General features: G+C 52.8%; 20 protein-coding genes and 1 pseudogene. 6 read left to right on the top strand and 15 right to left on the bottom strand.

All coding sequences use genetic code 11. The features are described 5' to 3' along the window. Positions 1–86 precede the first annotated feature (86 nt). Entirely contained in the window at positions 87–257 is a 171-nt protein-coding gene (locus N0B36_RS18725; protein ID WP_016154783.1) for a YhfL family protein, read from the top strand. Positions 258–334: 77 nt separating this feature from the next. On the opposite strand, the pseudogene N0B36_RS24475 reads toward N0B36_RS18725, so the two are convergent. From N0B36_RS24475 to N0B36_RS18665, 13 genes and pseudogenes are all read right to left on the bottom strand, one after another. Next, a pseudogene (locus tag N0B36_RS24475) lies at positions 335–412 on the bottom strand (hypothetical protein); the annotation flags it as partial. 159 nt (positions 413–571) lie between these two features. Beyond that, a complete protein-coding gene (gene trpS / locus N0B36_RS18720) occupies positions 572–1,576 on the bottom strand; it encodes a tryptophan--tRNA ligase (RefSeq protein WP_016154784.1) in 1,005 nt (334 codons plus the stop codon). Continuing rightward, the gene (gph, locus tag N0B36_RS18715; RefSeq protein ID WP_016154785.1) at positions 1,569–2,327 is read right to left on the bottom strand and encodes a phosphoglycolate phosphatase; all 759 of its coding nucleotides are present in this window, start codon (positions 2,325–2,327) and stop codon (positions 1,569–1,571) included. The genes trpS and gph overlap by 8 nt, the downstream gene beginning before the upstream one ends. After that, positions 2,320–2,997 (bottom strand): ribulose-phosphate 3-epimerase, encoded by a 678-nt coding sequence (gene rpe / locus N0B36_RS18710; protein WP_003023561.1) that lies wholly within the window; start codon positions 2,995–2,997, stop codon positions 2,320–2,322. Before rpe ends, gph begins: the two co-directional genes overlap by 8 nt. Positions 2,998–3,014: 17 nt before the next feature. Further along, on the bottom strand, positions 3,015–3,851 hold the full coding sequence (gene dam / locus N0B36_RS18705; RefSeq protein WP_016154786.1) for an adenine-specific DNA-methyltransferase: 837 nt from the start codon (positions 3,849–3,851) through the stop codon (positions 3,015–3,017). 117 nt (positions 3,852–3,968) lie between these two features. After that, positions 3,969–5,255 (bottom strand): cell division protein DamX, encoded by a 1,287-nt coding sequence (gene damX / locus N0B36_RS18700; RefSeq protein ID WP_259688803.1) that lies wholly within the window; start codon positions 5,253–5,255, stop codon positions 3,969–3,971. A 96-nt stretch (positions 5,256–5,351) separates the two neighbouring features. Continuing rightward, complete coding sequence (gene aroB / locus N0B36_RS18695) at positions 5,352–6,440, bottom strand: 3-dehydroquinate synthase (RefSeq protein WP_047358161.1); 1,089 nt, start codon at positions 6,438–6,440, stop codon at positions 5,352–5,354. Between the two features lie 57 nt (positions 6,441–6,497). Then, positions 6,498–7,019 carry a shikimate kinase AroK gene (aroK, locus tag N0B36_RS18690; protein WP_003023552.1) on the bottom strand — a complete coding sequence of 174 codons (522 nt, stop codon included), beginning with the start codon at positions 7,017–7,019 and terminating at the stop codon, positions 6,498–6,500. A 404-nt stretch (positions 7,020–7,423) separates the two neighbouring features. Next, positions 7,424–8,671: a DNA uptake porin HofQ gene (hofQ, locus tag N0B36_RS18685; RefSeq protein WP_200102697.1), complete on the bottom strand. Its 1,248-nt coding sequence runs from the start codon at positions 8,669–8,671 to the stop codon at positions 7,424–7,426. Beyond that, positions 8,574–8,987, bottom strand: coding sequence for a HofP DNA utilization family protein (locus tag N0B36_RS18680; protein ID WP_016154790.1), 414 nt, complete (start codon positions 8,985–8,987; stop codon positions 8,574–8,576). The genes hofQ and N0B36_RS18680 overlap by 98 nt, the downstream gene beginning before the upstream one ends. Then, complete coding sequence (locus tag N0B36_RS18675) at positions 8,977–9,432, bottom strand: hypothetical protein (RefSeq protein WP_259688802.1); 456 nt, start codon at positions 9,430–9,432, stop codon at positions 8,977–8,979. Before N0B36_RS18675 ends, N0B36_RS18680 begins: the two co-directional genes overlap by 11 nt. Then, on the bottom strand, positions 9,416–9,955 hold the full coding sequence (locus tag N0B36_RS18670) for a PilN domain-containing protein (protein WP_200046860.1): 540 nt from the start codon (positions 9,953–9,955) through the stop codon (positions 9,416–9,418). The genes N0B36_RS18675 and N0B36_RS18670 overlap by 17 nt, the downstream gene beginning before the upstream one ends. Continuing rightward, positions 9,955–10,734, bottom strand: coding sequence for a DNA utilization protein HofM (locus N0B36_RS18665; protein WP_103766939.1), 780 nt, complete (start codon positions 10,732–10,734; stop codon positions 9,955–9,957). The genes N0B36_RS18670 and N0B36_RS18665 overlap by 1 nt, the downstream gene beginning before the upstream one ends. Positions 10,735–10,854: 120 nt before the next feature. Here N0B36_RS18665 and mrcA point away from each other — a divergent pair, with 120 nt between their 5' ends. Continuing rightward, a complete protein-coding gene (gene mrcA, locus N0B36_RS18660; protein WP_181220928.1) occupies positions 10,855–13,407 on the top strand; it encodes a peptidoglycan glycosyltransferase/peptidoglycan DD-transpeptidase MrcA in 2,553 nt (850 codons plus the stop codon). Between the two features lie 58 nt (positions 13,408–13,465). Here the strand turns inward: mrcA and nudE are convergent, their stop codons facing one another. Next, positions 13,466–14,026, bottom strand: coding sequence for an ADP compounds hydrolase NudE (gene nudE, locus N0B36_RS18655; protein ID WP_016157636.1), 561 nt, complete (start codon positions 14,024–14,026; stop codon positions 13,466–13,468). Positions 14,027–14,348: 322 nt separating this feature from the next. Between nudE and igaA the strand changes: the two genes are divergently transcribed. The 4 genes from igaA (at position 14,349) to hslO (ending at position 18,530) form a co-directional block, all read left to right on the top strand. Continuing rightward, entirely contained in the window at positions 14,349–16,484 is a 2,136-nt protein-coding gene (igaA, locus tag N0B36_RS18650) for an intracellular growth attenuator protein IgaA (protein WP_259688801.1), read from the top strand. Positions 16,485–16,546: 62 nt separating this feature from the next. After that, the gene (gene yrfG, locus N0B36_RS18645; RefSeq protein ID WP_016157638.1) at positions 16,547–17,215 is read left to right on the top strand and encodes a GMP/IMP nucleotidase; all 669 of its coding nucleotides are present in this window, start codon (positions 16,547–16,549) and stop codon (positions 17,213–17,215) included. A 10-nt stretch (positions 17,216–17,225) separates the two neighbouring features. Beyond that, positions 17,226–17,627, top strand: coding sequence for a ribosome-associated heat shock protein Hsp15 (gene hslR / locus N0B36_RS18640; protein WP_259688800.1), 402 nt, complete (start codon positions 17,226–17,228; stop codon positions 17,625–17,627). A gap of 24 nt (positions 17,628–17,651) precedes the next feature. Beyond that, on the top strand, positions 17,652–18,530 hold the full coding sequence (hslO, locus tag N0B36_RS18635) for an Hsp33 family molecular chaperone HslO (protein WP_016157640.1): 879 nt from the start codon (positions 17,652–17,654) through the stop codon (positions 18,528–18,530). 82 nt (positions 18,531–18,612) lie between these two features. On the opposite strand, the gene N0B36_RS18630 is transcribed toward hslO, so the two are convergent. Further along, positions 18,613–20,331, bottom strand: a complete 1,719-nt coding sequence (locus tag N0B36_RS18630; RefSeq protein WP_259688799.1) for a DUF4153 domain-containing protein — start codon at positions 20,329–20,331, stop codon at positions 18,613–18,615. Between the last annotated feature and the right edge of the window lie 302 nt (positions 20,332–20,633).

Raw genomic sequence — 20,633 nt, 5'->3', positions numbered from 1 at the left:
ACTTTAAGTTTATTTTAGTTGATATCTTAACCGCCGAGAAATGGATTTCATCCATTTAAAAATAGATATCTTACAAGGATTTTAACATGCTGAAATTTGCAAAAATCACTATCGTTGCTGGTGTTCTGGCTACGCTGACCGCGTGTACTGGTCATGTTGATAACAAAAAAGATAACTGCACCTACGATTACTTCCTGCATCCGGCAATTTCTATTTCTAAAATTATTGGTGGCTGTGGCCCGGCTGCAGATCTGTAACAGAAGCGATTGCGCAGATACAAAAAAACCGGGAAACCCCCGGTTTTTATATTTATAGGTTAGATACTCATTCACACGCTACCGCACTTCTCGCCGAGCAGGTAGCGGGCCAGGGTTGTCCGTCCCTCCTCTCTCTTGATAAATATCCGACGCATTTTATATTCTCAGTAAATTGAATATTTATATCTTCATTAAATTGATTGATATAAGGAAATATGCAAACGGCGAGGCGCTTCATATTTTTTTGAGATTCGCCAGCGAACAGGCGAAAAAAAACCGGGTAGAACCCGGTTTCTTCAGCAACGCAGAGCGCATTACGGCTTGGCGACAAAACCAATCGCTTCGTAAACCGCTTTCAGCGTAACAGACGCGCGTGCGCTGGCTTTTTCAGCGCCATCTTTCATCACCTGCTGCAGGAAAGCTTCATCGTTACGGAAACGGTGATAACGCTCCTGAAGCTCGGTCAGCATGCCGGAAACGGCCTCTGCGACTTCACCTTTCAGATGACCATACATCTTGCCTTCAAAGTGTTGTTCCAGCTCCGGAATGCTCTGGCCGGTAACGGCAGAGAGGATATCCAGCAGGTTGGAAACACCCGCTTTATTCTGCACGTCGTAGCGTACAACAGGCGGCTCTTCGGAGTCGGTCATCGCACGTTTGATTTTCTTAACCACGGATTTCGGATCTTCCAGCAGGCCGATCACGTTGTTGCGGTTGTCATCCGACTTGGACATTTTCTTCGTCGGCTCCAGTAGCGACATCACGCGCGCACCGGATTTAGGAATGAACGGCTCAGGCACTTTGAAGATGTCGCCATACAGGGCGTTGAAGCGCTGGGCGATATCGCGGCTTAGTTCCAGATGCTGTTTCTGATCTTCGCCAACCGGTACCTGGTTGGTCTGATACAGCAGGATGTCTGCCGCCATCAGCACCGGATAATCAAACAGACCGGCGTTGATGTTCTCCGCATAGCGTGCGGATTTGTCTTTGAACTGGGTCATACGGCTCAGCTCGCCGAAATAGGTGTAGCAGTTCAGCGCCCAACCTAACTGTGCGTGTTCCGGTACATGAGACTGGACGAAAATGGTGCTTTTTTCAGGATCGATACCGCATGCCAGATACAGCGCCAGCGTATCGAGCGTTGCTTTACGCAGTTGCTGAGCATCCTGACGAACGGTGATGGCATGTTGGTCAACGATGCAGTAGATGCAATGGTAGTCATCCTGCATGCTCACCCACTGACGCAGCGCACCCATATAGTTGCCAATGGTCAATTCACCTGAGGGCTGTGCGCCACTAAAAACGATGGGCTTAGTCATTTTTTGATTCCTGATTTTCGCTATGCGGAAGCCCGAGAACGGGCAGTAGTTCATTAATACGGTCGTAAATAACGTCGGGTTGGCTCAGCGCGATCGACTCGCCGTAGTTGTAGCCATAAGTCAGACCAACGGACGGACAGCCAGCAGCTTTTGCCGCCTGAATATCATTACGTGAATCCCCTACGAAGAGCAATTGCTCAGGCTTGATGCCAAGCTTGCTTGCTACCAGCAGTAGCGGATCCGGATGCGGTTTTTTATTCTGCACGTCGTCACCACCGATGACCACGCTAAAGTATTTGGCGATATCTAACGCCTCAAGCAATGGCGCGACAAACGGGGTCGGTTTGTTGGTCACCAGACCCAGCGGCAATCCTTTCGCATGCATCGCGCCCAGCGTGTCGGCAACATCAGGGAACAGGAATGTCCCCTCTTCTGCGACATCGCCGTAGTATCTGTCGAACAGCTTACGCAAAATACGCACCTGTTCTTCGGCAGGGATATCATCATCAACGGGCGGTTTACCCATTGTCTTACGTAGTGTGGCGCGCTCCTGACGCGACCACGCCAGCGCGCGCTCCATCAGTACATCTGCACCGTTGCCAATCCAGGTGATAACGCGTTCTTCACCGGCAATCGGCAGTTCCAGCGCATACAGCGCCATATCCACCGCTGCGGTTAATCCCGGCGCGCTGTCGACCAGCGTACCGTCGAGGTCAAAGGCAACGCCCCGAATATCCTGAAACTTATCCATGACTTACCTTCGCCAGTTCATTGCGCATTTCATCAATGACTTTTTTGTAGTCTGGTTGGTCGAAAATAGCAGAGCCTGCGACAAACATATCTGCACCCGCCGCCGCGATTTCACCAATGTTGTTCACCTTGACGCCGCCGTCCACTTCGAGGCGGATATCGTAGCCAGATTCATCAATACGACGACGCACTTCGCGCAGCTTATCCAGCGTTTGTGGGATAAAGGACTGCCCGCCAAAGCCTGGGTTTACGGACATCAGCAGGATCACATCGAGCTTATCCATGACGTAGTCCAGATAGCTCAGCGGTGTTGCCGGGTTAAACACCAGGCCCGCTTTACAGCCATGCTCTTTGATCAGCTGTAAAGTGCGATCGACATGCTCGGAGGCTTCCGGGTGAAAAGTAATGATGCTCGCGCCGGCGGCGGCGAAGTCCGGGACAATACGATCGACCGGTTTCACCATCAGATGAACGTCAATCGGAGCGGTAATTCCATATTTACGCAGCGATTTCAGTACCATCGGGCCGATGGTCAGATTCGGTACGTAGTGATTGTCCATGACATCGAAGTGTACGACATCGGCACCGGCAGTCAGCGCTCTCGCGGTGTCCTCACCCAGGCGGGCAAAATCAGCCGACAGAATTGAGGGGGCGATCAAATACTGTTTCATCCGCTTCTCCTTGAGAATTATTTCTTCGCAGGCGTTACAACTCCTGGTTTATACAGTGCCAGCAGTTCGTTCACCTTTTTACGCGTGCCGCCATTGCTGCTAATGCTGCGCCGCACTTTGACCTGAAAATGTTTCGCCGATCGGTACCATTCGCGGGTATCGGGCGTGTCATGGTTCGAAATTAACACCGGGATCTGCTTACTGACCAGCTTTTCTGCCATCTCGGCCAGATGCGCCTGCTCTTTTGGGCTAAAGCTGTTGGTATGATACGCGGTGAAATTTGCCGTCGCCGAAAGCGGTGCATAAGGCGGGTCACAATAGACCACAGAGTTGCTATCCGCACGGTCCATGCACTCTTCATAGGAGAGACAATGGAACTCCGCATTCTGCGCTTTTTCAGCAAAATGGTACAACTCGGCTTCCGGGAAGTAAGGTTTTTTATAACGACCAAACGGTACATTAAACTCGCCGCGCAGGTTATAACGGCACAATCCGTTGTAACCAAAGCGGTTCAGATACAAGAACAGCACTGCACGGCGGAACGGATCCTGACTGGCATTAAATTCTTCTCTGAACCGATAGTACACCTCAGCCTGATTAGTTTCAGGCATAAACAGCTCACGTGAAGCCTGCACATACTCATCGGTACGTGTCTTCACGATGTTATAGAGACTGATGAGGTCGCTGTTGATATCGGCAAGAATATAACGAGAAAAGTCGGTGTTGAGAAACACCGACCCGGCACCCACGAAAGGTTCAATCAGGCATTCACCCTGAGGTAAATGCCGTTTGATATCATCAAGCAGGGGGTATTTTCCCCCTGCCCATTTCAAAAAAGCGCGATTTTTTTTCATGCTGACTAACTAATTACACCTTCTCCGGCTGTGGAGAAAGCTCCGACAGCATCCTGCGCTTTAGTCTTTGTCCCGCAATTGGGCGAAACAGCAAACCATTGCAGAACATATCCTATCTTACTTCAAATCGGCCTGAACCTGGTGCAGCGGTTTTGCCCACGGATTTTTCGCCTGAATATCGGCGGGGAGCGTAGACACTGCACGTTTCGCATCTTCTTTAGACGCATACACGCCTGTTACCAGAACATACCACGGTTGACCGTTACGCGTCGTCTGATACACCACGTAGTTCTTCAGGTTTTCTTTCTTCGCCCAACCGTTAAGGTTGTCGTAGTTAGAAGAACTGCTGAGCTGCAGCGTGTAATGGCTGGACGGCGCAGATTTTAACGCTCCGACATTTCCTGCACTTTTCGCTCCACCAGCAACAGGCGTTGACGTTGTTGCCGTCGCAGTTGGCGCAGGCGTTGTAGTCGCGGTTGCTTTCGGCTCAACGGTCGCCTTCGGTGTAGCGGTAACCACAGGTGCTTTGGTTGTGGTCGTCGGCGCAGTTGCAGTTGGTTTTGCCTGAGCAACAGGTTTCGGCTCTGTCTGCGTCGCTTTCACCGTAGTTTGCGGTTTGCTCTTCGGCTCAATAACAGCCTGTTTACGTTCCTGGTGTGTCGCAGCAGGGCGTTCAGCCGTTTCCGTTTTCGCAGTCTGGCGCACAGCATTACCATTACGAACTGGCGCAACGGTCGCAGGTTCGGTCGGCAGCGTAGAGTTAACCACTACATTGTTAACCTGCTCCTGGCCTTGCGGTTGCGTCAGAGCGTTGTTCAGATCGCCCTGCACTTCAACACGCTGCTGGCCTTCAGTTGCCGCAGGTGTCTGACCTTGAGTTGGGGTAGAGGAAATCTGCGGTAGGGAAACATCCTGCTGGGTATTGCCAGCGGTCTGCTCAGCGCCTGCTGCAGGCGTAGTCGTGCTCGCCTGATCCGTCGCGTTGTTGCCAGAAAGATCAATGCTCTTCTCGCCAGATCCAGCCTGCTCACTGGGAGATGATGAGGGGGCTTTCAGCGCAGAACCGATACCGATGATCAGCAGCAACAACACCAAAACACCGACACCCATCATCATATACTGACGAGAGGCAGGCTTGCTGGCGGGTTTCTTACGCTTGCGCGGACGGCGTTCTACACGCTCTTCATCCACGTCATCGTCCTCAGATTCATACTCTTCTTCAATGTCCCGTTCTTCTTCACGCTCTTTACGTGCGCGCGCAGGACGGCGATCGTCAGCATCCAGATCAACATCATCAAAATTGATTTGCGGCTCATTATCGCGTTCAGACGATTGACGAGAACGACCAGTACGACGATCGCTGGGATCGGGTTTCAGCTCGTCTTCTGGTTTGAATTCATCCATTTAACACCCCACTCAAAGGTTAATGCTTACGACTTTGCACATAACCTGAAGCTAAAAGACCTACGTTTCGCAACGCAAGCCAGACCTTTCTTGTTGTTACGCCGGCTGGCAATCAGCAATAGCGTTAAGAACCACCTCGTGCGACACTCCGCCGCGCACTTCACTCTTCCCTATAGCCCGCGGAAGCACTAAACGAATCTCTCCCGCTAACACTTTTTTATCTCGCAGCATGTGCGGCAGATAAGCCTCGCTGGACATTTCACGCGGTCCATTGACCGGCAAGCCCGCTCGCTGCAGCAGCGTAATGATGCGCTGCGTATCAGCGGAGGTAAACTGTCCAAGACGTTCTGACGTACGAGCAGCCATTACCATACCTGCTGCAACGGCTTCACCATGTAACCAATTGCCATAACCCATTTCAGCTTCGATCGCATGGCCAAACGTGTGTCCCAGATTCAGTAAAGCACGTAAGCCCATTTCACGCTCGTCCGCTGCGACAACTTCTGCTTTCAGCTCACAACAACGACGAATACAGTACGCCATCGCCGGACCATCCAGACGCAATAACGCATCCAGATTTTCTTCCAGCCAACTGAAAAATTCACCGTCAAGGATGATGCCGTATTTGATCACTTCCGCCAGCCCCGATGCCAGCTCACGCGCAGGAAGCGTTTTCAGACAATCGAGATCCACCACCACGGACGCCGGTTGGTAAAACGCGCCAATCATGTTTTTACCGAGGGGATGGTTTACGGCGGTTTTGCCGCCAACGGAGGAGTCGACCTGCGACAACAGGGTTGTCGGGACTTGAATAAAACGAACACCACGCTGATAGCTGGCTGCCGCAAAACCGGTCAGATCGCCTATCACACCGCCGCCAAGTGCGACTAACGTGGTATCACGACCGTGCGGTTTTTGCAGTAACGCAGTGAAAACCGTATCCAGAACCGTCAGGCTTTTATACTGCTCGCCATCGGGAAGGATAACGCTATCAACGTTAACACCCGCCTGTTCAAGTACGCCGCGAACCTTATCGAGATAAAGGGGAGCCAGGGTTTCGTTGGTCACCAACATAACCTGATCGCCCGATTTCAGCGGTAAGAATGAAGCTGGCTCATTAAACAAACCAGCCGCGATGGTGATAGGGTAACTACGTTCCCCGAGAGTGACTGTGATCCTCTCCATTACGCGACATCCACCTTAGTTACTTGTACCCGCAGACGAGTGTGTATTCAGCCAGAATTAGTTGCTTTCCAACATATGAATAATCTGGTTTGCTACGACTTTTGCGCTCTGATCGTCGGTGCGAATGGTCACGTCAGCAATCTCTTCGTACAGAGGATTGCGTTCGTCAGCCAACGCTTCCAGAACTTCACGAGGCGGCGATTCTACCTGCAGCAGCGGGCGTTTCTTGTCACGTTGAGTTCGCGCAAGTTGTTTTTCAATTGTCGTTTCAAGATAGACCACGACGCCACGCGCGGAAAGACGGTTACGTGTTTCACGTGATTTAACAGAGCCACCGCCAGTTGCCAGCACAATACCCTGTTTTTCCGTCAACTCGTTGATGACTTTTTCTTCGCGATCACGGAAGCCGTCTTCACCTTCTACATCGAAGACCCAGCCCACATCAGCTCCGGTTCGTTTCTCAATCTCTTGATCAGAATCGTAAAATTCCATATTGAGTTGTTGAGCTAACTGGCGCCCAATAGTGCTTTTTCCGGCACCCATAGGCCCAACCAGAAAGATATTGCGTTTCTCTGCCATTTTTTCGGTACTACTAAGACTATTCGTTAATGGTAAACCCGCTTCGCAGACACTCAGCGCAGCAGGACATGAACTGAAACCTCATAAGATATTGCGAGAGTCAGACTGAAAATTATCTCAATACTCAAGCGGGTTTGGCAACTGAATAAATCACCAAACCTTACGCATTTCTGGTCGTGGCAGGCATGCTACCCTGCAAACATCAGACCTGGCGACGTATTGCGCAGCCAAATGACACCAAATAAGCCTATGACACACCACCAGAAAGGCAAAGCGTATTTACTGCCGCATAAGTAAAGAAAAGTACCGACACTCAAATCGGTACTCCTTGTATGCTAAATACACCCGCACGTCAAATCTCTGAAACGTGTTCAGTGCAAAAACAACGGCTTTTCATGCATAAGTTATTGCGTTGAAACCAGTCTGGGCGTAATAAAAACCACTAATTCACGCCGTTCGTCTTCTTTACCATCATGACGAAAGAGAGAGCCAAGCCAGGGGATGTCGCCTAACAGCGGCACGCTGTCGGCTGCGGATTTATTCTTATGTGAAAAAATCCCGCCCAGCGCAATCGTCTCGCCGCTTTTTACCTCGACCTGAGTTTCAATCTCCTGCTTATCAATAGCCAGAACTTCGCCATCCGCCTGCTGTAGCACCTGCCCGGGAACATTCTGGCTGATATGCAGTTTTAGTCTGATTCGTCCTTTCTGCAATACGGTGGGCGTGACTTCCATCCCTAATACAGCTTCCTTGAACTCGACGGATGTCGCGCCGCTTTCACCGCTGGAGACCTGATAAGGGATCTCACTACCCTGCTTAATACTGGCAGGTTGCAGGTGAGAAGCCAGTAAGCGTGGACTGGCGATGATGTCCAACTGCTGTTTTTGCTCCAGCGCAGACAGCTCCAGCTCGAGTAAACGACCGTTAATACGGCCAATGTTAAATCCCACACGGGATGTGGCTGTGGATACAGAAAGATCGCTGGCAAGCGTTGTGACGTTCCCCACCGCCCCCGATTGCTGTGCGTCAGCCAGCGACCACTTCACCCCCAGCTCACGCAAGCTTTTTTCATTAATCGTCACGATATGCGCCGCCAGTTCGACTTGTGCAACCGGCAGATCCATTTGCGCCACCCACGTTTCCAGTGCGTTAAGCGCAACGCTATTATCACGCAGCAGTAAGCGGTTGGTGCGTTTATCCACCGTCATGCTTCCTTTAGCGCTGAGCAGCTTTTCTCCGGCTTTTGCCAGCTCGGAGGCATCAGCATATTGCAAAATGATACTGCGATGTTCCAACGGCATGCTGGCCTGAAGCCGTGCCTGCTCATTGTCCTGACGAGCCGCATTTTCACTCTGCCATTGAACAGAATGCACATGCAGAATGTTGCCTTCCTGGCGTAATACCAGCCCGGCGCTTTTCACCACCGTTTGCAATGCCTGCTTCCAGGACACATCCGTCAAATGCAGTGACAGCACACCGCTGACATCCGGTGAAACTACCAGGTTTTTCTTTTCCTGTTCGGCCAGCGCCTGCAATACCTGCACAACCGGCACATCATCGACCACCAGCGTCACGTTTTGTGATTTCGCCGCCAGTACGCTCTGAATCCCGACCACCAGTACGAGTACTATCCATGCCATCCATCGCTTCATTTATCGCTCCTTGTCGTTGCCACTGCCACTGCGACGGCTCGCAGTTTTTCCCTGTGTCGAGGGTTACGCTCTGGGCCGTTATCTGCGTAACCGTCCAACCGTTTTTCAGGACATCATTTCGCTCAACCCGCTGCCATTTTTTCTGGCTATCCTGAACAATGCCAATGGGTCGCGCGCCCTGGCTCAATATTCCCTGATAGCGCCATGCCGACAGCTCAGCAATTTGGCAACGGTCCTCCGGCGGCAGGAAGGGATTACGCATACCGGTGAGTATCAGTACGCTTACGCACGCCAACAGCCAGCGTTCAACCATCATTCAGGCGCTCCAGTTGTAGTGTTAACAGCAGCTCCGCACCTTCTGCGTAAAGAGAAAACCGGCTGACGTTCATCCCTTGCTCCGCTAATTGGTCAAACATCGGCGGGATGACATCCCAGCCTGGCTTCAGCGTCATTTCTCCGCCCTGTGCGGAGGGTTGCCAGTGGATAAGATGTGCAAGAGGAGTCTGAAACAGCAGTGGGGAGAACGGAATCAGCGTCTCTTCAAGCTCTTCTGGCGATGCCGCCAGCAGATATAAATTTCGCCATTGTGCCTGAGTGGCCGCTCGTTGCTGGTTTAGCGCCTCTTGTTGCATAACCCGTTTCTGCGCGGTGGAGCTGAGGTATAACATGACGACGATGAGCAGTCCCAGCATCCAGCCGCAGTAGCAGATGAGCCGAAAGCGCGGCGACTGCGCTAACCAGCTATCACAAAGCGTTTTCATGCGCACCACTCCGCATCAGTCGATAGTGGAATTGCCAGCGTCCCTGCGCATCCTGCTGCGTTTCGCCAGGGCTACCCAATTTAAATAGCGGCAGTTGGCGTAATTGCGCTTCCAGTACCTTCAGCGCGGCAAAGCTCAGCGTGTTTCCCGTCAGTTCCAGCGTATCCTGCTGCCAGGTTATTTTTGTTAACCACGCCTGCTCTGGCAGTAATTCCGCCAGCCCTTGCAAAACCCGCTGCCAGCTTCGGGTCTGCTCACGCTGTTTGTTCCGCGCTTGAACCTGTTGCCATCGTTGCTGGCGCTGCTGCACACGCGGCTTTAGCGCCATTAAAGCCTCGGCCCGCGTCTTTTCGGCATCCGCTAACAACAATTCGACCTGATTTTCTACGCTCAAAACGCTGTAATAGCGCAACAACACGCCGCTACTAAGCAGTAGCGAAGCGCCAAATAAAACACTCCAGAAGCGTAGGCAGGCGCGACGTCGCGTCTGGCGCCAGGGCAGAAGATTGATGGTCGCTATCATCAACATGTGCCTCCCATAGCGAGTCCCAGTGCAATGGTGAAGCGATGGCTTTGCGTTGGAATTGGCGGCTGGCGTACAGACACCACGCTTAAAGGATCGAAGCCGCTGGGATCGCATAGCGCAATGGCTGTCGTGGAAAGCGATAATGTCGCGGCAAGCTCGTCGATACAGCCAATATCGCCCGTTGATTTACGCCCCCATGCCGAACGGGTCGCCCATAGCCACTGGGTGTCATCACGCCATACCAGACACTGATGATGTTCTGGCAGGTAAGGTATAAATCGCTGTAACGCGCTGGCATCCGGCGTAATCGCCGTAACCTGAACCTTCAACGTTTGGATAAGCGTCAGAAGCGCTGAAACCTCTTTGCTTTGCGCGGCAGTGACGTTAAACGCCGGGCTTAACGTGTCTTCGCTATAATCAAAATGCAGCGCATCCGGCGCCATATCCAGCTCACGCGCCATCGAACCGGATAACCATGCGGCTTGCTCCGGCTCGCGCAGCATCATTTCCGGACGAGGATACTTTTTTTGTAACGTCCTGTTGGCAGGAAAAGAGAGATGAATATGGTGTCGGCGAGGAAGCTCCCGGCTCCACGGCAGTAGCGCTGCGACAAGCTGTTCAGGCTCGCGAATGTGGCCATCGACGATAACCTGAGGCGTCAGCGGTATACGCCACCAGCGCTGGAGAAACCAACCGGATGCGTCGTGAACTACGGCGACAGCCAGCGCTTCATGTTGCTGAATATGCAGACCAATTTTCCAGATATTGAAAGCCATTGCTGATGATCTCCTTATCACCCGTTGCTTTAACGGGTATATCAATGCGTCTGGCTTGCCTTTATACTACCGCGCGTTTGTTTATAAACTGCCCAAATGCCACTAAATGGGAAATCTCCAGTGAAGTTCGTAAAGTATTTATTAATCCTTGCAGTATGTTGCATCCTGCTGGGAGCAGGCTCGATTTATGGCCTCTATCGCTATATTGAGCCGCAATTACCTGACGTCGCGACGCTCAAAGATGTGCGTTTACAGATCCCGATGCAGGTTTACAGCGCTGATGGCGAGCTGATCGCACAATATGGCGAGAAACGTCGAATCCCGGTTACCCTGGATCAGATGCCGCCGGTAATGGTTAAAGCCTTTATCGCTACCGAAGACAGTCGTTTTTATGAGCACCACGGGGTAGACCCGGTGGGGATCTTCCGTGCTGCCAGCGTCGCGCTGTTCTCCGGCCATGCATCGCAAGGGGCCAGCACCATCACCCAACAGTTGGCGAGAAACTTCTTCCTGAGCCCGGAACGTACGCTGATGCGTAAGATCAAAGAAGTGTTCCTGGCAATCCGCATTGAACAACTGCTGAGTAAAGATGAGATCCTCGAACTGTATCTGAACAAGATTTACCTGGGGTATCGCGCTTATGGCGTTGGTGCTGCCGCGCAGGTCTATTTCGGTAAGACGGTTGATCAGCTCAGCTTAAGTGAAATTGCGGTGATTGCCGGTCTGCCAAAAGCGCCGTCAACCTTCAACCCCCTCTATTCGATGGAAAGGGCAACCGCGCGACGTAACGTCGTACTGTCGCGTATGTTGAGCGAAAACTACATCACGCAGGCCCAGTACGATCAGGCGCGCGGCGAAGCCATTGACGCCAACTACCACGCGCCGGAAATCGCCTTCTCCGCGCCGTATCTCTCTGAGATGGTGCGCCAGGAGATGTATAACCGTTATGGCGAGAAAGCCTATGAGGACGGGTATCGCATCACCACCACCATTACGCGCAAAGTACAGCAGGCTGCTCAGCAGGCAGTACGTAACAACGTAATGGATTACGACATGCGCCACGGTTACCGCGGCCCGTCGAACGTGCTATGGAAAGTAGGCGAAAGCAGTTGGGACAGCAAGAAAATCACCGATACGCTGAAAGCGCTACCGACTTATGGCCCCCTGCTACCGGCGGTTGTTACCAGCGCCAATCCGCAGGAAGCCATTGCCGCGCTGGCGGATGGTACGTCAGTGTCATTACGGATGGATGGCATGCGCTGGGCGCGTCCTTACCGCTCGGATACCCAGCAAGGCCCGACGCCGCGCAAAGTGACTGATGTGGTGCAAACCGGGCAGCAAATCTGGGTACGCCAGGTTGGCGATTCCTGGTGGCTGGCGCAAGTACCGGACGTCAACTCCGCACTGGTCTCCATCAATCCGCAAAACGGCGCGGTGCTGGCGCTGGTCGGTGGTTTTGACTTCAACCAGAGCAAGTTTAACCGTGCAACCCAGGCGTTACGCCAGGTGGGTTCCAACATCAAACCATTCCTGTATACCGCCGCGATGGATAAAGGTCTGACGCTGGCGAGCATGCTCAACGACGTGCCAATCTCCCGTTGGGATGCCGGCGCGGGTTCCGACTGGCAGCCGAAGAACTCACCACCGCAATACGCCGGTCCTATCCGCTTACGTCAGGGGCTGGGTCAGTCGAAAAACGTGGTGATGGTACGCGCCATGCGCGCGATGGGCGTGGATTACGCGGCAGAGTATCTGCAACGTTTCGGCTTCCCGGCACAGAACATTGTGCACACCGAGTCGCTGGCACTGGGTTCTGCCTCGTTCACGCCGTTGCAGGTGGCGCGCGGTTATGCAGTGATGTCTAACGGCGGCTTCCTGGTCGATCCGTATTTCATCAGTAAAATCGAAAGCGATATGGGCGGCGTTATCTTCGAGGCGAAGCCGAAAATTGCCTGTCCGGAATGCGATATTCCGGTGATTTATGGTGATACCCAGAAATCTAACGTGCTGGAAAACAGTAACGTCGAAGATGTCGCCGTCTCGCAGGAACAGCAGAATGCCTCCGTGCCTATGCCTCAGCTTGAGCAGGCAAACCAGGCGCTGGTCGCGCAAAGCGGAACGCAGGAGTACGCTCCACACGTGATCAACACGCCGCTGGCCTTCCTGATTAAAAGCGCCCTGAATACCAATATCTTTGGTGAGCCGGGCTGGATGGGAACCGGTTGGCGTGCAGGTCGCGATTTACAGCGCCATGATATCGGCGGGAAAACCGGGACCACCAACAGCTCTAAAGATGCATGGTTCTCCGGCTACGGGCCAGGCGTGGTGACGTCGGTATGGATCGGGTTTGATGACCATCGCCGCAATCTCGGACACACGACGGCTTCTGGGGCGATCAAAGACCAGATCTCCGGCTACGAAGGCGGCGCAAAGAGCGCACAGCCTGCCTGGGATGCCTATATGAAGTCCGTGCTGGAAGGCGTGCCTGAGCAGCCGCTGACGCCGCCGCCGGGTATCGTGACGGTCAATATCGATCGCAGCACCGGTCAACTGGCAAGCGGTGGCAACAGCCGCGCAGAATACTTCATTGAAGGCACTCAGCCGACGCAACAGGCGGTGCATGAGGTGGGGACGACCATTATCGATAATGGTGAGACACACGAACTGTTCTGATCCCTGACCGTTCAAAAAAAGGCGCTTCGGCGCCTTTTTTATTATTCGTGAAGAGAAATTAAAGCCGCCCTTGTCCTTTCAGCCATTCGCGCACGAGGAACAGCGCACTCACATTACGCGCTTCGTGAAAATCAGGATCTTCCAGCAGGTCCATCATATGCGCCAGCGGCCAGCGCACCTGCGGTAATGGTTCAGGCTCATCACCTTCCAGCGATTCAGGATATAAGTCCTCCGCCACCACGATGTTCATTTTGCTGGAGAAATAGGACGGCGCCATGCTGAGTTTCTTTAAAAACGTCAGATCTTTTGCGCCAAACCCCACCTCTTCTTTCAGCTCCCGATTCGCCGCTTCATACACGCTTTCGCCAGGATCGATTAACCCCTTGGAAAAACCCAGTTCGTAAGATTCGGTCCCGACGGCGTATTCGCGGATGAGGATCAGGTGGTCGTCCACAATCGGCACAATCATTACCGCTTCACGCGTGGACGGGCGCATACGTTCATAAACGCGGCGTACGCCATTGCTGAACTCAAGGTCCACGCTTTCGACTTTAAACAGCCGGGATTGGGCGACGGTTTCCACTTTCAAAATCGTGGGTTTCTGTAATGATTTGCTCATTGTGAGGATCTTTGCTGTGAAATCTGGGGTTATTGTGCGATATACCGCACGGTTTCGGCAATGTGAATTGCCGTTTATTTACATTTATGTAACGTACTAAAAGTTAATCCCTATTTCAAATTAAAAGTCAATAGGTTGAAATAACTCCAGGAATTTGCTGATATTCCATTTTTAGTGATTTTGCTATGATTCGCATTTACTGGGCTGTACTTAAAGATGCTCAAGTTCGACTCCACACTTGCCGATAGCCAACCACAGAATCACGAATATTGAACAGGGTGCGACTGACCACGCCTGACAGACTAAGTAAGATGGGGAAAGCATGAGCACCATTCTGATTTTTTTAGCTGCTTTGCTGGCCTGCTCATTGCTTGCAGGATGGCTACTCAGAACGAAATCCAGACGGAAAAATTTACCCTTGAGCAACGTCTTCTCAGACGCCTCGAAGCGTAAACTCACGCCTGAAGAGCGCAGTGCAGTCGAAAACTATCTCGAAAGCCTTAGTCAAATTCAGCAGGTACCTGGTCCAACGGGCGCCAGCTCCGCGCCGGTGTCATTAACGCTGAATGCCCAAAGTAATAGCGTCATCGTACTTACGCACGCGATTACACGTTACGGCATTACTACCGACGATCCTAACAAATGGCGTTACTATCTTGATTCCGTTGAGGTACATCTTCCCCCTTTCTGGGAACAATACATCAATGACGAAAACAGCGTTGAGCTAATCCACACCAATACGATACCGCTAGTTATCTCCCTGAACGGCCATACGCTGCAGGAATATATGCAGGAAGCGCGTGGCTATGCGTTACAGCACACCGCCTCTACCCAGGCGTCCATTCGCGGTGAAGAAAGCGAGCAGATTGAACTGCTGAATATTCGCCAGGAAACCCATGAAGAATATGCGCTCAGCCGCCCATCGGGATTGCGCGAGGCGTTACTGATTGCTGCATCGTTCCTGCTGTTCTTTTTCTGTTTGATAATCCCGGATACGTTTGTTCCGTGGACAGTTGGTGGCGCGGTGCTGCTACTGGCTGCAGGTCTGTGGGGGCTGTTTGCCCCACCGTCTAAAACCGCCCTGCGGGAAATTCATTGTCTGCGCGGTACGCCGCGTCGCTGGGGGCTGTTTGGCGAAAACGACCAGGAGCAAATTAATAATATCTCGCTAGGTATTATTGATCTGATTTATCCACCGCACTGGCAGCCTTACATCGCACAAGATCTTGGCCAGCAAACGGATATCGATATTTATCTCGATCGCCACGTTGTTCGCCAGGGACGTTTTTTATCGCTGCATGACGAAGTCAAAAACTTCCCGTTACAGCACTGGCTGCGCAACGCCGTCATCGCGGGCGGCTCGTTGCTGGTGCTGCTGATGCTGCTGTTTTGGATCCCGCTGGATATGCCGATAAAGCTTACGCTTTCCTGGATGAAGGGCGCACAAACTATCGAAGCCACCAGCGTTAAACAGCTTGAAAACGCGGGCGTTCGCGTGGGTGACACGCTGCATCTGAGCGGTACGGGTATGTGTAACATTCATACCCAGGGGAGCTGGAATGCGCAGCCTTCCGCGCCGTTTATGCCTTTCGATTGCACGCAAATTATCTGGAATGACGCGCGCGCATTACCGCTGCCTGAGTCCGACCTGGTGAATAAAGCCACCGCGCTCACGCAGGCGGTGAACCGCCAACTGCACCCCAAAGCGGATGATGACTCTCGCGTCAGCGCGTCGTTACGCTCGGCAATTCAAAAGTCCGGAATGGTGTTACTGGACGATTTTGGCGAGATCGTCCTGAAAACGGCCGATCTGTGCGCGGCCAAAGATGAATGTGTACGTTTAAAAAATGCACTGGTTAACCTTGGTAACAGTAAAGACTGGACGGCGCTGGTGAAACGGGCGAACGCAGGCAAACTGGATGGCGTGAACGTGCTGCTGCGTCCGGTAAGCGCGGAGTCGTTGGATAATCTGGTGAATACCTCTACGGCGCCGTTTATTTCACGCGAGACTGCGCGAGCGGCCCAGACGCTGAATAGCCCAGCCCCTGGCGGTTTCCTGATTATCAGCGACGAAGGCAGCGATCTGGTCGATCAGCCGTGGCCGACAACCTCGCTATATGACTATCCCCCACAGGAACAGTGGATCGCCTTCCAGCGTCTGGCGCAGATGCTGATGCAGACGCCGTTTCGCGCGGAGGGGATCGTCACCAATATTTCGACCGACGCCAATGGCACCCAGCACATTGGCCTGCACCGTATCCCGGATCGTTCAGGATTATGGCGTTACCTTGGCACAACGCTGCTGATGTTCTCCATGCTCGGGTGCGCTGTCTACAACAGCATACAGGCTTTCAGACGCTACCAGCGTCACCGCTCCCGCATCACGGAAATTCAGAGCTACTACGAAAGTTGCCTGAATCCAACGCTGATTGACAACCCGGAAAGCCTGATTCGATAACACGCTCGCGCGACAGGATATGCTACCCTGTCGCGCATCATGTTTTCTTCTGGGGAGTTTCCATGCAGATCAATATTGCCTGGCAGGATGTCGATACCGTGTTGTTAGATATGGACGGCACGCTGCTCGACCTGGCATTCGATAACTATTTCTGGCAAAAACTGGTGCCGGAAACCTATGGCGCGAAACAGGGTATCTCTCCCCAGGAAGCCCAGGACTATATTCGTCAGCAGTATCATGCCGTGCAGCATACGCTAAACTGGTACTGCCTGGATTACTGGAGCGAATGCCTGGATCTTGATATTTGCGCCATGACAACGGAACAGGGACCGCGCGCCGTTTTGCGTGAAGATACTGTACCGTTTCTTGATGCCTTAAAAGCCAGCGGCAAGCGCCGTATTTTGCTCACCAACGCGCATCCCCATAACCTGGCGGTGAAGCTGGAGCATACCGGTCTGGCCTCACACCTTGATTTATTACTTTCCACCCACACATTTGGTTATCCCAAAGAGGATCAGCGGTTATGGCACGCTGTGGCTGAAGAAACGGGAATGAGTGCAGAGAAGACGCTGTTTATTGATGACAGCGAACCCATTCTCGACGCCGCTGCTCTGTACGGTATTCGTTACTGCCTCGGCGTGACCAATCCCGACTCAGGCATCGCGGAAAAACAGTACGCACGCCATCCGTCACTGAATGACTACCGCCGACTGATCCCCTCACTGATGTGAAGGAGACGCCATGAAAGAAAAGCCCTCTGCTGAAGTCAGGCTGGATAAATGGCTGTGGGCTGCACGCTTTTACAAAACGCGTGCGCTAGCCCGCGAAATGGTTGAAGGCGGTAAGGTGCATTACAACAGCCAGCGCAGCAAACCGAGCAAGATTGTCGAGCTGAACGCCACCCTCACCCTGCGCCAGGGAAATGACGAGCGAACGGTCATTATCAAGGCTATTACCGAACAGCGTCGCCCGGCCACGGAAGCCGTTACGCTGTATGAAGAAACCGCGGAAAGCGTAGAAAAACGCGAAAAAGTGGCGCTGGCGCGTAAACTTAACGCGTTAACCATGCCGCACCCGGACAGGCGACCGGACAAGAAAGAGCGCCGCGACCTGTTACGATTTAAACATGGCGACAGCGAGTGACTGTCACCTGCAAGAGAGATGATTATGCCGCAACATGACCAATTACATCGTTATCTGTTTGAAAACTTTGCCGTGCGCGGCGAGCTGGTGACCGTTTCGGAAACCCTGCAACAGATCCTCGAAAATCATACTTACCCGCAGCCGGTCAAGAACGTACTGGCTGAACTGCTGGTCGCCACCAGCCTGCTCACCGCCACGCTGAAGTTTGCCGGTGATATCACCGTACAGCTGCAGGGCGATGGTCCGCTGAGCCTGGCCGTCATTAACGGCAACAACAATCAGCAGATGCGCGGCGTGGCCCGTATGCAGGGCGATATCCCTGAAGGCGCTGATCTCAAAACGCTGGTAGGCAACGGCTACCTGGTGATCACCATTACCCCAGAAGAAGGCGAGCGCTATCAGGGCGTGGTTGGTCTGGAAGGCGACACGCTGGCCGCCTGTCTGGAAGATTACTTCATGCGTTCTGAACAGTTGCCGACACGTCTGTTTATCCGTACTGGCGACGTCGATGGCAAACCCGCTGCTGGCGGGATGCTTCTGCAGGTAATGCCGGCGCAAAACGCGCAGGCAGATGATTTCGATCACCTGACAGCCCTGACCGAAACCATCAAAACTGAAGAGCTGTTAACGCTCCCGGCCAACGAAGTGCTGTGGCGCTTGTACCACGAAGAAGAGGTTACTCTCTACGATCCGCAGGACGTTGAGTTCAAATGCACCTGTTCACGCGAACGCTGCGCTGGCGCACTGAAAACGCTGCCGGACGAAGAAGTGGACAGCATTCTGGCGGAAGAAGGCGAGATCGATATGCACTGCGATTACTGCGGGAGCCACTATCTGTTTAATGCCATGGACATTGCTGAGATCCGCAGCAACGCTTCACCGGCGGACCCGCAGGTACATTAATCACCACTGCCTATCCGGCCCACTATCATCGACCGGATAGGCGTTCGCACCGCCATCCATCAAAACGCTATCCGCAACACGCTCACTCGTTGTAATAATTCATCGGCAATCGGGTGCCATCAATAGTGATATCACGCCAAACTCTGGGGGCTGAATCCAGTTGATGATTCGCCACCGCCTGCAGCAGTTTATCCTTATTGAATCCTGCAGGTAGCTGACCTGATGCGATGAGTTCCCATTTATCCTCTTTCCTGGCAAAGACCAGACTCTCACCATCGCCAAAAGCATACAGCACCTGCTCAGGCTTACCATCAGCATTGAGGTCCTGATCGACCAGGACGCATGCATCCTGCTCAACGCAGGATGTAATGCGGTAGCTCTGCCCTTTGACAAACGCCCAGAAGGCCTCATCGGGTTGCCTGCTACCTGGAGCTATCATCACTTTCGGCGCTAGTTGAGTGGCAGTCAGGTTCTGAATGGGATCGCGACGTCCTTGCAGCAGAGAATTTAAGTCGCGCCGGCGCTTACTGTCTTGGTTAAACGCCGCATCTTTTTGTAATGCCTCCAACGCCGCACGTCCCGGTTTTCCGCTATTACCCAACATATACAGACTGACCTGATCCGTCTTAATTTTGCCGCTGTGATACAGCCCCATATGGCTGTTGACGCTGATGCGCCAGGCATCAATAACCGGCGACGACAGCAAAATCAACAGCCCCAACGCCAGCAACGAAACGCTAAGAATCACCTTCCCCTGAAGCTCAAGCGGATTGCGCCCACGGCGTAAAATACTCGCCAGATAGCCAAACGACCAGAGCAGCAGCACGCAGACCACCAGCACGCCATATAAACGCTCTGGCGTCCAACCGTACTGTTGAATTCGCACCCACAGTGACCAACCGGCAATCAGCATATAGATGGGCGCGACAACCAGGGCGCATTTGATCAGGTAGCGTAACGCGGCTGGATAGGGAAGCGCCTCTTTCTGCGGCTCGCGAACGATAGCCATCAACAGCAGCAGGAGCAGCGCCAGCGTTGACATCAACCCGGCCGCAGACACCCGCTGCGAGATAGCCTCCAGGCCGGTGAAGGGCAAGGTCAGCACAAACATCAGCGCCAGCAGCGCGACCAGGGGTAACAGACCGGTGGCGATCAAAGTCAGTAACTTTTGGACCGCCGCAACCAGACGCGACTGCGTGCGGGTCAGTACCACCGCCAGTGCGGTAACCAGGCCAAAGGCCACGTAGCCAAACCAGTCGGTATCAAAGAAAAGCGTGTCGAAGAAGGTAATACCAACGAGCTTAAACATCTCGCTCCATAGCAGGAGCACCATCCAGAACAGACCGTTGGCGACAAAGACAATCAGTAACGTCAGCGCATTAAGCCACAAACTCGTATAAAACTGCGCATAACGGGCCTGCTGGCGGGATGCGTGGAGCGAGTACTGAATCCATGGCAATGCCAGCATCGCCATCAGCAGTAAGCGCCAGCCGTACAACATAAAAATATCATTTTGCCGCCACTTATCGCTGCCCTCGACTTGCCACTTTAGCCAGACGCTCATCGCCAGCACGACAACAAAGATCAGCGCCATCCAGTACCACACCGCACGTTGTTTGAAAGAGACAACAGTGAGTAAAAGCGCCGAGGAGAGAGCAATTGTCGCGGGCATGCCATAGAACAGCCAGCCGTCATTATGCGGCACCAGATATGTCATCAGCAGGTAGCACAATATCCCCTGTAACAGGCCGATAGATATCATGCCCCAGCGAGTAGTACGTGAAAGCTCAACACTATCCATGTCGTCACCCAGAATGAAGAGAAAAGGTAATTATCGCATCAACTTCACAATTTTGAGCATTGATAGGCCGATCCCGGACCACTGCGGCGGGAAGTGAATCGATATTGTTTATGTATGAGTTACGTTATTTTCTTACGTGAATGCGATTACACTCACAAGTTTCCCGCCAAAAACACTCTCTATTAACGTTTTAAGAACATTTTCCACAACAAAAAAGGGTTTCCTGCCATAATATCCGCCTCTTTGTGACAGGAGTCGCAGCGCATTCGGTTATCCGTGATTTTCCCGGATGCGTAAATCTA

Source organism: Citrobacter sp. XY323 (genome assembly GCF_025106035.1).
Taxonomy (GTDB): Bacteria; Pseudomonadota; Gammaproteobacteria; order Enterobacterales; family Enterobacteriaceae; genus Citrobacter; species Citrobacter braakii.
This window is presented reverse-complemented; position numbering and strand designations above follow the sequence as displayed.